The following is a 12615-nucleotide window of genomic DNA, read 5'->3' on the forward strand; positions in this document are numbered from 1 at the left end:
GTCACTTGAGCAGCCGGGACAGGCGCCGGTCGGCCAGCGGTTTCCCGCCCGTCTGGCAGGTCGGGCAGTACTGGAGCGAGGAGTCGCTGAAGGACACCTCACGGATGGTGTCCCCGCACACCGGGCAGGGCTCGCCGGTCCGGCCGTGCACGCGCAGGCCGCCCTTCTTCTCCGCCTTCAGCCGTCCGGCCGCAAGGCCCCTGGAGCGCGCGACCGCCTCCGTCAGGGTGGTGCGCAGCGCCTCGTACAGGGTGCGCGTCTCCCGCGGCGTCAGAGAGGCGGCCAGCTTGAACGGTGACATCTTCGCGGCGTGCAGGATCTCGTCGCTGTAGGCGTTGCCGACACCCGCGATCAGGCTCTGGTCGCGCAGGGCGCCCTTGATCTGGCGCCGCTCCCCCGCGAGCAGCCGGGCGAACCGCTCCTCGTCGAAGTCGTCGGCCAGCGGGTCGGGACCGAGGCGGGCCACACCGGGCACCTCCTGCGGATCCCGTACGACGTACACCGCGAGCCGCTTCTGGGTGCCGGCCTCGGTGAGGTCGAACCCCGCGCCGGTCTCCAGGGCGACGCGCAGGGCGAGCGGCCCCTTGCCGGGGCGGGGCGCGCCGTCGGGCAGGCGGTCCTTCCACTGGAGCCAGCCCCCGCGGGCCAGATGGGTGACGAGGTGCGGGCCGCCGTCGGTGCGCAGGTCCAGGAACTTGCCGTGCCGGTGCACCGCGGTGACCTCGCGGCCCTCGAGTGCGGTGACCGGGGGGTCGTACGTCTTCAGCACGCTGATCGCGACGGGCAGCACGCGCACGATCTCGTGGCCGACCAGGTGGTCGGTCAGGAAGTCCTTGAGCGCTTCGACCTCGGGCAGTTCCGGCATACGTCCAGAGTGCCACCGGAGCCCCGGTACGCCATGCGGTGCGGCTCTCGGCTCTCAGCTCTCCTCGGGGACCGCGAACTCGCACCACACGCACTTGCCGCCGCCGCGCGCCTCCACGCCCCACACGTCGGTGAGCCGGTCCACGAGCAGCAGTCCCCGGCCGGAGACACCGTGCTCTCCCGGTTCGCGGCGGCGCGGCAGAGCACTGGAGGAGTCCTCGACCTCGATCCGCAGCCGACGGTCGCGGCCGCTGAGGACCCGCAGGGTGACGATCGCGGCGCCCTCGGTGTGCACCAGGGCGTTGGTGACCAGTTCGTCGGCCACGAGTTCGATCTCGTACGAATCCTCCTGGGTGCCCCAGGCCCGCACCGCCGTGCGGATCATGTGCCGGGCCCGGGTCAGGGCTTCGGGGTCGCCGGGGGCCACGTACTGCTGGAGCCGGCCGACGGGCTGCCGCTCGGACGGCACTTGGCGGCGCAGCACGAGCAGGGCCACGTCGTCGTCGCCGCCGCGTGCCTCGGCCATCTCGATCAGCCGGTCGGCGAGGTCCCGTACGTCGCCGGGTCCGGCGGCGATGGACCGCGCCAGGGCCCGTAAGCCGTCGTCGAGGTCGGCGCCGGGCTGTTCGACCAGGCCGTCGGTGCACAGCACCAGGGACTGGCCCGGGTCGAGCTCCATGGTGCCGACCGGGTAGTCCAGGCTGCCGAACTCGGCGGACAGGCCGAGCGGCAGTCCCCCGTCGACGGCGATCCGGTGGCAGCTTCCGTCGTCCTGCCGGACCAGCGGGTCGATGTGCCCGGCCCGCACCAGCTGGACGACGCCGGTGGACAGGTCGGCCTCCGCGTACAGGCAGGTGGCGAAGCGGTCGGTGTCGAGTTCGTGCAGGAAGACGGAGGCGCGGGCCATCACGGTGGCCGGGGCGTGGCCCTCGGCGGCGTAGGCGCGCAGCACGATGCGGAGCTGGCCCATGACGGCGGCGGCGTGCGTGTCGTGGCCCTGGACGTCGCCGATGACGGCGCCGACCCGGCCGCCGGGCAGCGGGATCAGGTCGTACCAGTCGCCGCCGATGTCCCGGCCGAGGGAGCCGCCCGCGTAGCCGGAGCGGTAGCGGACGGCGACGTCGGCGCCGGGCACGCTGGGGATGGTGCGCGGCAGCATGGCCTGTTGCAGGCCCTGGGCGAGGTCCTTCTCCTGCTCGTAGAGCATGGCCCGCTGGAGGCTCTGCGCGATGCTGCTGCCGAGGGCGATCAGGACGTTGCGCTCCTCCGGGGTGAAGCCCCGCCGGTCGCTGTAGAGCAGGCCCACGCCGCCGATCGGGCGGGCCTGGGCGATCAGCGGCAGATAGGCCGCCGAGGTGATGTCGAGTCCGGTGATGTGCGGCCACAGGATGGGGTAGCGCTCGGCGAACTCCTGCGGGGACTCGATGAAGCGGGGGCTGAGGGTGCGCACGGCGTCGCTCATCGGGTAGGGCTCGTCGATCCGGGTGACACGGGTGCCGGGCACGGAGGAGCCCTCGGGGCCCTCGGCGACGAGCCGGATGCGGCCGGCCTCGACCAGGCCGAGCACCAGGCTCTTGGAACCGAGGAGGGCCAGCCCGTGGGAGTCCTTGACGACGTCGATGACGTCCTGCACGGTGCGCGCGTGGGCGAGGGCGGCGGTGGCGGTCTCCACGACGTTGGTCTGGTTGCGCCGGGCCGCGGCCTGGGCGGCCCGCTCCCGGCGGGCGGCTATGTCGCCCAGTTCCTCGGAGGCGTCCCGGATGATCCCGACGATCCTGCGCGGCCGCCCCGTCTCGTCGCGGCGGATGTGGCCCTGGACGTGAGTCCAGCGCAGGCCGCCGTCGCGTCGGCGCAGGCGGACGTAGGTGCCGTAGTTCTCGCGGCCTTCCTTCATCGCCTGGGCCACCAGCGAGTCCAGTCGCTCGCGCTCGGACCGCAGCAGCCGCTCGCCCACGGTGTCCGGACGGCCGTCGTTCTCCTCGGGGGTGATGTCGAAGATCCGGTGGGCCTGGGCGTCCATGTGCACGAGCCCGGCGTCCAGGTCCCAGTCGAAAGTGCCCATGCCGTTGAGCGCCAGGATGGGAGCCGGGTGGGCGGGCCAGTCCTCCGGGAGTGACAGGGCAGGCGCTCCCTGTTCAGCCATGGGGACACCTTGCCAGGGATTGACTGATTCTTCGAGCCGGGGGTGGGGTAGCCGGGGCCCGTGACTTTCCGAGAGGAGAGGAGCGCTCGACCGTGGGTTGGTTCACCGCACCCGAGTACTGGCTGAGCCGGCTGGTCTTCCAGCGGGCGCTGGCCGCGGTGTATCTCGTCGCGTTCCTGACGGCGGCCCTCCAGTTCCGCGCGCTGCTCGGCGAACGGGGCATGCTGCCGATCCCCCGTTTCCTCGAGCGGGTGCCGTTCACCCGGGCGCCGAGCCTGTTCCACCTGCGCTACTCCGACCGGCTCTTCGCCACGGTCGCCTGGACCGGCTGCGCGGTGTCGGCGGCGCTGGTCGCGGGCGTGGACTCGCTGGTGCCCTTGTGGGCCGGGATGCTGCTGTGGCTCGTCCCCTGGGCGCTGTATCTGTCGATCGTCAACGTCGGGCAGACCTGGTACGGCTTCGGCTGGGAGTCGCTGCTGCTGGAGACCGGGTTCCTCGCGATCTTCCTCGGCAACGACGAGGTGGCCCCGCCCGTCGTCGTGCTGTTCCTGCTGCGCTGGATCCTCTTCCGCGTCGAGTTCGGCGCCGGGCTGATCAAGCTGCGCGGCGACACCTGCTGGCGGAAGCTGACCTGTCTGCACTACCACCACGAGACGCAGCCGATGCCGGGCCCGCTGAGCTGGTTCTTCCACCACCTGCCCGGGCCCCTGCACAAGGCGGAGGTGGCCGCCAACCACGTCACGCAGCTGATCGTGCCGTTCCTGCTGTTCACTCCGCAGCCCATCGCCACGGCCGGTGCCTCGCTGATGATCGTCACCCAGCTGTGGCTGGTGCTGTCCGGGAACTTCTCCTGGCTGAACTGGATCACGATCGTGCTGGCGCTGTCGGCGGTCCGCTTCCCGGGGAGCGCGCCGTCCGTGCCGGCCGCGCCGCTGTGGTACGAGGTCGTGGTCCTCGCCGTGGCCGCGCTGGTGGTGTTCCTGAGCTACCGCCCGGTGGTGAACATGGTCTCCCGCCGGCAGGTCATGAACCGCTCCTTCGACCCGCTGCACCTGGTCAACACCTACGGCGCGTTCGGCAGCGTCAGCCGTGTCCGCTACGAGGTGGTGGTGGAGGGCACGCTGGACGAGGTGCCGCACGAGGACGCGGACTGGCGGGAGTACGAGTTCCGGGGCAAGCCCGGTGATCCCCGGCACTGGCCGCGCCAGTTCGCGCCCTACCATCTGCGCCTGGACTGGATGATGTGGTTCGCCGCGCTGTCCCCGGCCTACGCGGGCGTCTGGTTCGGCGCCATGGTGGAGCGGCTCCTGGAGAACGACCGAGACACCCTCAGGCTGCTGCGCCGCTCCCCCTTCCCGCCCGACGAGCCCCCGCGCTACGTCCGCGCCCGGCTCTTCCGCTACCACTACACGACCTGGCGGCAGCTGCGGGCGACCGGCGCCTGCTGGGACCGCACCTATGTGCAGGACTTCCTGCCGCCGACCCGGCTGGCCACCGGCACCCGGGAGCCGTGACCCGGCCCCGTTGCCGGGCCGGTACGGCCACGGTCATGAGAGCCACGGGCACCTTCACCGTGAAGTCGTTCAGCCCCACCGGTCGAGCGGCACGGCGCGATCCTGCCGCGCCGCCTGCGGTTCCGGGCCTCACACGCGCCGCAGCCGCAGCGTCACCAGCTCGAACGGCCGCAGCCGCAGGACGATCCGGCCGCCGTCCCGCTCCGGTGCCGCCATCTGGGGCAGGGGCCGCTCCAGCAGGTCCGTCACCGTCACGTCCGCGACCTCGAACCCGGCTGTGAGCGTCGCCCTCGCCCGGCCGCCGTGGGCCTCGTGGAAGCGGACCACCACGTCACCGCTGCCGTCGTCGGCCAGTTTCACCGCCGTCACGACCACGGCGTCCTCGTCCACCGCCACCAGGGGAGCCACGTCCCCGCCCCCGGTCAGCCGCCGCTCGGGCACGTTGATCCGCCAGCCCTCGCGGACCGCGTCCCCGATGTCCGCGCCCGGCACCAGGGCGTGCCGGAAGCGGTGCACGCCCTGGTCGGTCTCGGGGTCGGGGAAGCGGGGGGCGCGCAGCAGGGACATCCGGACCGTGGTGGTGGTGCCCCGGTCGCCTTCGGTGCGGACGGTGCGGGTCACGTCGTGGCCGTACGTGGAGTCGTTGACGACGGCGACGCCCCAGCCGGGCTCGGCGACGTACACGAAACGGTGGTTGCAGGCCTCGAACTTGGCCGCGTCCCAGGAGGTGTTGGTGTGGGTGGGCCGGTGGAAGTGCCCGAACTGCGTCTCCGACGCGTACCGTTCGGCGTGCACGTCGAGCGGGAAGGCCAGCTTGAGGAACTTCTCCGTCTCGTGCCAGTCCACCTCCGTGTCCAGCACCAGCCGCCGCTCACCCGCCGGAAGCGACAGCACCTGGGTGACCCGGGAGTCTCCGAAGGACCGTACGACCCGCACAGAGGCGCCGTCCTCGCCGGCCGTGACGGACTCGGCGTCCGTGAGGTCGGCGACCGTGTTGCGGTAGAACTCCTCCACGTCCCAGGCGTCCCACATGTTCGGGAGGTCCGGGTGCAGTTGGAGGAGGTTCGCGGCCCGGCCCGGAGCGATCGTCTCGCGGCCGGCCTCGATGTCGTACGCCGAGACGACCACACCCCGGTCGTCGATCCCGATCCGCAGCAGTCCGTTGTCCAGTTCGTGGCCGCCGCCCGCGCGGGGCCTCAGCTCCGTGCTTCCCCCGGTGGCCGGGGTGGCGGCGCCGCCTGCCGGGACGCCCGCCCGCGCGTGCGGCGCCGCGTTGAAGACCTGCGGTGTGGTGCCCTCACCAGCCAGCGCGCGCTGGGCGGAGTCGATGATCCGGTTCAGCTCCCCGGCGATCCGCTCGTACGTGGCCCGTGCCTCGCGGTGCACCCAGGCGATGGAGGAGCCGGGCAGGATGTCGTGGAACTGGTGCAGCAGCACGGTCTTCCAGATCCGGTCCAACTCCTCGTAGGGGTAGGCGAACCCGGTGCGTACGGCCGCCGTCGCCGCCCACAGCTCCGCCTCCCGCAGCAGGTGTTCGCTGCGCCTGTTGCCCTGCTTCGTGGCGGCCTGACTGGTGAGGGTGGCGCGATGCAGCTCCAGGTACAACTCACCGACCCAGACAGGGGCTTGCGGATACTCGGCCTCCGCCTTGTCGAAGAAGGCCCGCGGTGTCTCCCACACCACCCGCGCCGAGCCCTCGAGGTCGCGCAGCCGGGCCGCCTTGGCGACCATCTCCCGGGTGGTTCCGCCGCCTCCGTCGCCCCAGCCGGTGGGGGCGAGGGAGTGCCGGGCGGCGCCCTTGTCCTTGAAGTTGCGTGCCGCGTGGGCGATCTCGCCGCCGGTCATGGAGCAGTTGTAGGTGTCGACGGGCGGGAAGTGGGTGAAGATCCGCGTGCCGTCGATGCCCTCCCACCAGAAGGTGTGGTGCGGAAACGCGTTCGTGCGTGACCAGGAGATCTTCTGCGTGAGCAGCCGGGTGGAGCCCGCTGCCCTGATGATCTGCGGCAGGCCGGCGGCGAAGCCGAAGGTGTCGGGCAGCCAGGCCTCGTCGTTCTCGATGCCGAACTCGTCGAGGAAGAACCGCTTGCCGTGCACGAACTGCCGGGCCATCGCCTCCGAGCCGGGCATGTTGGTGTCGGACTCCACCCACATGCCGCCGGCCGGCACGAACCGCCCGTCCGCCACGGCCTTCTTCACCCGCGCCCACACCTCGGGCCGCCGCTCCTTGAGCCACGCCCACTGCTGGGCCTGGGACATGGCGAAGACGAACTCCGGCTCCTCCTCGAGCAGCGCGGTCATGTTGGACGCGGTGCGGGCCACCTTGCGCACGGTCTCGCGCAGCGGCCACAGCCACGCCGAGTCGATGTGGGCGTGCCCGACCGCGCTGATCCGGTGCGCGGAGGCGACGGCGGGCGCGGCCAGCACCTCGGTGAGCCGGGCACGGGCCCGCTCCGCCGTGCCGTTCACGTCCTGGAGGTCCACCGCGTCGAGCGCCCTGTCCACCGCGCGCAGGATCTCCCAGCGGCGCTGCGAGTCGATTGGCAGCTCGGCCATCAGCTCGCCCAGCACCTCCAGGTCGATGACCAGCTGCCACACGCTGTCGTCGAACACGGCGAGGTCCATGCGCGTGAGCGTGTACTGCGGCTCGTCGCCCGCCGTCTCCGGGTCGCCGAGCGGGGTGGGCAGGAAACCGGGGACGACGGGGTTGGAGGCGGCCTCGATGTGCAGGCGCACCTCCTCGCCGCCCAGGGCGGGGGCGCCGACGCGGACCCACTGGGTGCGCGGGTTGAGCCCTTTCACCGGGGTGCCGTCCGGCCGGTAGACCAGGCCCTCGCACTGGAAGCCGGGCATGTTCTCGTCGAAGCCGAGGTCGAGCAGCGCTTCGACGGTTCTCCCGGCCCATGCCTCGGGCACGGTGCCGGTCACCCGGAACCAGCTGGTGCCCCACGGCGCACCCCACCGGGTGCCCACCTCGATCGGCTCGGGCTCGGCGGCGAGCCCGTCGGCGACCGGCACGGGCTCGCCGGGCGCGTGCCACACCGCCACCTCCAGCGGGACGGACTCCGGATGGACGGCGGGACGGATGCGCTCGTCGAGCACACGCCGGAGGCGGGCCTCCACCAGGCTGCGGTCGTCATGCATGAGGGAGGCTCCGTGGGGTGGGCGGGCGGCGGTTCGGGCCCGGCGCGGACATCAGTGGGTGCGGGGGCCCGGCCGTTCCCCGTCTGCCGTGCCCTCGCCCGGCTCGTCTCCCTCGGCATCCGGCTGCGGCGCGCTCGGGCCCCGCAGTTCGAGCCGGCCGTCGCCCTGCTCGGGGCGGCCGCCGCCGGACTTCCGGTCGCCGTGGCCGTTCAGGTTCTGCCGGACAGAGTCCAGGATCGTCAGGCCCTGGGCGACCAGACCGGCCGCGATCTCGCCGAGTCCGTCGGCGCCGTTCAGGACGTTGACGTTGGCCCCGGAGAGGCCTCCCGCCGCCTCCTTCACGATCAGCGGCAGCTGGTCGATCAGCATCCGGTCCAGGGCGACACGGTCGTACGACGACGCCGCCTCGGCCTGGATCTTCATCCGCTGCGCCTCCGCGGCCGCGAGGACCCTGACACGCTCGGCCTCGGCCTCGGCGGGCTTCACGATCTCGGCCACCAGCTCCTGCTGGCGCAGCCTGGCCTGCCGCTGAGCCATTTCGGTCTGGGCGTCGAGCACCTCCTGCCGGGCGTGGGCCTGCGCCAGCGGGCCGGCCTGGGCCGCCCGTGCCTGGGCCCGGTCCACCTCGGCCGAGTACTCCGCCTTCACCACGGCGGTCTGCCGGGCGTATTCGGCCTGCTTGCGCGCCGCCTCCTGCTCCGCCTGGGCGGCGGCCTGGTTGGCCTGGGCCTGGGCGATCTGGGCCTGCCGCCGGATGGCCGCCTTGTGCGGTGCGGACATCGCGTCGATGTAGCCGGTGTCCCCGTCGTCGATCGACTGGATCTGCAGCGAGTCCACGATCAGGCCGATCTTCGCCATCTCGGTCTTCGAGGTGTCCAGCACCTCGGCGGCGAGCTTCTGCCGTTCGGTGACGATCTCCTCGACCGTCATCGAGCCGATGATGGCCCGCAGGTGTCCGGCGAAGATCCGTCCGGTCAGGACCGACATCTGGTCCTGGTCGGAGAGGAACCGCTGGCCCGCGTTGATGATGCTCTCGGTGTCGTTGCCGACCTTGAAGGCGATGACGGCGCGCACGTGCAGCGCGATGCCCTGCCTGGTGACGCAGGTCTCGACGACCTCGGACTCGCACATCGACAGGGTGAGGAAGCGGACCTTGCGGAGGACGGGGAGCACGAACTTGCCGTGTCCCGTCACCACCCGGAACGGCGCGCCCCCCAGTCCCCGCCTGCCTCCTGAGACCAGCATCGCCTCGTCGGGGGCGGGAACGCGGTAACCGAACATGGCCTGTCCTCCTTAGTCCGGATCAGCCCGGATCGACAGGATCGTCCCGCAAACACTCCAAGGGGTCGCCCCACGCGATGACGTCGACCTCACGGCATCCGCGTGATTCGACCACGAGCACCGTCGCACCGATCGGCAGCGGTTCCTGCGACCAGGCGAGGAAGGTCTCGGAACCGCCTCTGACCCGCACCAGGATCTCGCCCGGACCGGCGGAACCGCGCGTTCCGATGAGAAGCTCCCCCGTGCAGCCGATCACGGCCTCGTCCTGTGCCATCGCCGACCGGTTCCCCTCGTACGCGTCCTCTGCCTTCGACCTTAGACCCACTCGGACGAGCCGCACACGCCGCTGCACCGGCCTTTCCGCGACGGGCCACCTCTCGACGTGGTACCCGCCGCCGGGCACAGTTCTCCCTACGCACTCGCGAGTACGAAACCGCCCGCCCCCTTCCGAGGAGCGCCCGTGACCAGCTGGTGACCAGCTGGGCCGGCCGCAGGTGCCGCCGAGATCGCCGCGGCCGTACTCGAGGAGCGGGCCACGCCCCGCGAGATGGTGGCCGAGCACCTCGCCCGGATCGAGCGGCTCGACGCCGCGTCGGCGCCTTTTGCACCGTCCGCGCCGAGAGACCGCGCTGAAGGTGCCGGCGGCCGTCGCGGCCTCCAGGACGTGCTCGGCCAAGGCGCGGCCGACGCCCGGCCGGCCCGGTCGGGGTCGGCCATGAAGCCCGCGTTGGCGACACGGGCGGCGGGACCGCCGTAGTTGGGGGTGACGTAGGCGGAGCCGACGGCCGCCCCGGTGTCGCCCTCGGCGACGTACACGCGTTTGGCGGGGCCCATCCACAGCGCCCGGGCATCCTCCTCGGAGGTGTCCGGGTCCCAGGCGTAGGTCTCGGCGGCGGCGACGATCCGGTGCCAGAAGGGCCAGATCCGCGGCCAGTCCTCGGCCGTGGCCTCTCAGATCTGCATGGGCGTGAGTCTGGCACGCCCATGCGGTCGGCGATCGCGACGGGATCCCGCCGGGTCAGTCCACGCTGGGCAGGATGTGCGGCTCGGCCAGGTCGTCCTCGTAGCCCGCCAGGCGGATCGGGGCCGAGCGGGCCCACACGTCGAGGCTGCCCAGGTCTGCGGGCCGCCGGCCCGCGCGCTCCGTGCGTTCGTTGGGGCGCTGCTCGCGATTCGTCTTCTCCGGTGTCACCGCGCACTCCTTATGTGTCGGTCACCCTCGGGGCATACGGCCGGTCGGCACCGCGCCGCCCGAAGCCCGCTCGGGTCTGGTCTTAGGCATCTCGGACGCGGTGGCGTCGGCAACTGAGGTGCGAGCAGGCCGTGGTGCACCGGCTTGCCCCGGGACGGACCATGGGTGTGGATGGAACCCCTAGTCGCTGTCCGTCCACCCCAGATTAACCAAATGAGCGGCCCCCCGCTCGATGGGGCTGCAAAGAGCAGGTAACTATCTGACGTCGCGCGTGTTGATTGGACCACTTACAGGGTGATTTGTCGCATCATGTGCCGGGCGGGATTCATCCCTGGGGGCTACCCGGCGCACCCGTGGGACCGTTCAGGTTCCGTTGGCCCCGCCGCAAGCTCGCCATGATCTGCTGACCCACCACGACGGCTTTCTCGCGGGAGGACCGACGCATGGAGCTGCGCAGCGCCGAGGAGCTCATGGACCTGCTGTACGCCTGCCCGCCCGATGCCCGCGCCCACGCGCTGCGCACGGCCGCCCTGCTGCGCCGGCGCCACCCGGCCGACAAGGAGCTCCAGGTGGCGGGCCTGGTCCACGGCATCGGCCGGCTGTTGCGACCGGGCGGCGGGGCCGGTGCGGGCGACCCGGCGGCGGACGCGGTGCGCGCGCTGCTCGGCGGGCGCGTCTCCCGCCTCGTACGGTGGCATGCGGCGCCCGCCGACGGCCGCCTGCCCGAGGATGACGCGCTGTCGCTGCGCCAAGCGGCCGAGGAGGCCCGCACCGCCGGCTTCGACGCCGGTGTCCTGGAGGACTGGCGCACGGTCCTGGAGCTGGTCGCGGCGGGCAACTTCCGGCTGCGGACCGTGGACTGACACGGTGTCGGACGGGCCCGGCCGAACAACCGGAGGGCCGTCCCGGTCAGCGGTTCACCACTTGCCCGGCGCGTAGTCCTTGAGAAAGACGCCGTACAGGTCCTCGCCCGCCTCGCCGCGGACGATCGGGTCGTAGACGCGGGCGGCGCCGTCCACCAGGTCGAGCGGGGCGTGGAAGCCGGCCTCGGCGAGGCGGACCTTGTCGGGGTGCGGGCGCTCGTCGGTGATCCAGCCGGTGTCGACGGCCGTCATCAGGATGCGGTCCTTCTCGAACATCTCCTCGGCGCTGGTGCGCGTGAGCATGTTCAGGGCGGCCTTGGCCATGTTGGTGTGCGGGTGGCCGGCGCCCTTGTAGCCGCGGTTGAACACGCCCTCCATCGCGGAGACGTTCACGATGTAGGTGCGGCGGGCAGCGGCGGCCGCCATCGCCGGGCGCAGACGGCTGATCAGGATGAAGGGCGCCGTCGAGTTGCACAGCTGGACCTCCAGCAGCTCCACCGGCGTGACGTCCTCCACCGCCTGGATCCAGCTGTTGGTGTCGTGCAGGTCGGGCACCAGCCCGCCTGCGTCGATGGCCGTGCCGGCCGCGATCCGCTCCAGGGACGCCGAGCCGGAGACCAGGGCCAGGTCGGTGACGTCCTGGGCGGTGAGCGCGCCGCCGCCCGCCACCGGCAGCTCGGCGACCGCTCCCGAGCCGAACGTGCCGATCACCTCGGCCGCGGGCAGCTCTCCGGCCGGCAGCGGGGCCGACTCGGCGGCGACCAGCTCGCTGTAGGCCTGCGGGGAGCGCCGCACGGTCTGGGCGGCGTTGTTGATCAGGATGTCCAGCGGTCCCTCGGCCGCGACCGAGTCGGCGAGGGCCACCACCTGGGCCGGGTCGCGCAGGTCGATGCCGACGATCTTCAGCCGGTGGATCCACTCGTCGCTGTCGGGCTGGGCCTTGAAGCGGCGGATGGCGTCAGTGGGGAAACGGGTCGTGATCGTGGTGTGCGCGCCGTCACGCAGCAGCCGCAGAGCGATGTACATGCCGATCTTGGCGCGGCCGCCGGTGAGCAGGGCGCGCTTGCCCGTGAGGTCGGCGCGGGCGTCCCTGCGGACGCGGTTCTCCATGGCGCACCGCGGGCAGAGCTGGTGGTAGAAGTAGTCGACCTCGACGTAGCGGGTCTTGCAGACGTAGCAGGAGCGCGGGCGCTGGAGTATGCCCGCGATCTGCCCCGCCCGAGTCGTGGACGAGGGCAGGATGCCCTCGGTCTCGTCGTCGATGCGCTGCGCGGAGCCGGTGGCCGTGGCCTCCGTGACCGCCTTGTCGTTCGCGGTCTTGGCGGCCCGGCGCTCCTGGCGGCGGCGCTGCTTGACCGTGCGGTAGATGTGCGAGGTGGCCCGACGCACGGCGATGGCGTCCGGGTGGTCCACCTCGATCCCGTCGAGCTCCTTGAGCACGCTGAGGCACACGGCGAGGCGTTCGGGGTCGATACCGGGCCCGTACACCACTTCGTCCGTGGCCGTCGAGCCGTCGTCTGTCACCGTCATCGCGCTGCCGTTCCCTGATCACCCGTGCGGCGCTCCGACTCGCGCCCGCTTTCGAACCGGGGATTTTACGGCAGCACCGGGCCGCTG

General features: G+C 72.2%; 9 protein-coding genes and 2 pseudogenes. 3 read left to right on the top strand and 8 right to left on the bottom strand.

Annotation, left to right across the window (positions count from 1 at the left end; translation table 11 throughout):
• Window position 1 precedes the first annotated feature (1 nt).
• Window positions 2-865 carry an Fpg/Nei family DNA glycosylase gene (locus tag ACFY4A_RS17210; protein ID WP_390830258.1) on the bottom strand — a complete coding sequence of 288 codons (864 nt, stop codon included), beginning with the start codon at window positions 863-865 and terminating at the stop codon, window positions 2-4.
• Between the two features lie 54 nt (window positions 866-919).
• Window positions 920-3007 (bottom strand): SpoIIE family protein phosphatase, encoded by a 2088-nt coding sequence (locus ACFY4A_RS17215; protein ID WP_390830259.1) that lies wholly within the window; start codon window positions 3005-3007, stop codon window positions 920-922.
• A 92-nt stretch (window positions 3008-3099) separates the two neighbouring features.
• Here ACFY4A_RS17215 and ACFY4A_RS17220 point away from each other — a divergent pair, with 92 nt between their 5' ends.
• A complete protein-coding gene (locus ACFY4A_RS17220) occupies window positions 3100-4521 on the top strand; it encodes a lipase maturation factor family protein (RefSeq protein ID WP_390830260.1) in 1422 nt (473 codons plus the stop codon).
• Between the two features lie 129 nt (window positions 4522-4650).
• On the opposite strand, the gene ACFY4A_RS17225 is transcribed toward ACFY4A_RS17220, so the two are convergent.
• From ACFY4A_RS17225 to ACFY4A_RS17235, 3 genes are read right to left on the bottom strand one after another with little or no spacing between them, the layout of a single operon-like run.
• Window positions 4651-7662, bottom strand: a complete 3012-nt coding sequence (locus tag ACFY4A_RS17225; RefSeq protein ID WP_390830261.1) for an alpha-mannosidase — start codon at window positions 7660-7662, stop codon at window positions 4651-4653.
• A 51-nt stretch (window positions 7663-7713) separates the two neighbouring features.
• On the bottom strand, window positions 7714-8943 hold the full coding sequence (locus ACFY4A_RS17230; RefSeq protein ID WP_390830262.1) for an SPFH domain-containing protein: 1230 nt from the start codon (window positions 8941-8943) through the stop codon (window positions 7714-7716).
• 22 nt (window positions 8944-8965) lie between these two features.
• The gene (locus tag ACFY4A_RS17235) at window positions 8966-9217 is read right to left on the bottom strand and encodes a hypothetical protein (RefSeq protein ID WP_390830263.1); all 252 of its coding nucleotides are present in this window, start codon (window positions 9215-9217) and stop codon (window positions 8966-8968) included.
• Between the two features lie 197 nt (window positions 9218-9414).
• Between ACFY4A_RS17235 and ACFY4A_RS17240 the strand changes: the two are divergent.
• Window positions 9415-9564, top strand: a pseudogene (locus tag ACFY4A_RS17240) (amidase); the annotation flags it as partial.
• 16 nt (window positions 9565-9580) lie between these two features.
• On the opposite strand, the pseudogene ACFY4A_RS17245 reads toward ACFY4A_RS17240, so the two are convergent.
• Window positions 9581-9867: pseudogene (locus tag ACFY4A_RS17245) on the bottom strand (GNAT family N-acetyltransferase); the annotation flags it as partial.
• A gap of 94 nt (window positions 9868-9961) precedes the next feature.
• A complete protein-coding gene (locus tag ACFY4A_RS17250; RefSeq protein WP_141355952.1) occupies window positions 9962-10135 on the bottom strand; it encodes a hypothetical protein in 174 nt (57 codons plus the stop codon).
• A gap of 443 nt (window positions 10136-10578) precedes the next feature.
• Here ACFY4A_RS17250 and ACFY4A_RS17255 point away from each other — a divergent pair, with 443 nt between their 5' ends.
• Window positions 10579-10998 (top strand): hypothetical protein, encoded by a 420-nt coding sequence (locus ACFY4A_RS17255; protein WP_390830264.1) that lies wholly within the window; start codon window positions 10579-10581, stop codon window positions 10996-10998.
• Between the two features lie 54 nt (window positions 10999-11052).
• Here the strand turns inward: ACFY4A_RS17255 and ACFY4A_RS17260 are convergent, their stop codons facing one another.
• A complete protein-coding gene (locus ACFY4A_RS17260) occupies window positions 11053-12528 on the bottom strand; it encodes an SDR family NAD(P)-dependent oxidoreductase (protein WP_390830265.1) in 1476 nt (491 codons plus the stop codon).
• Between the last annotated feature and the right edge of the window lie 87 nt (window positions 12529-12615).

The sequence above is a fragment of the Streptomyces sp. NPDC001292 genome (assembly GCF_042896465.1).
Taxonomy (GTDB): domain Bacteria; phylum Actinomycetota; class Actinomycetes; order Streptomycetales; family Streptomycetaceae; genus Streptomyces.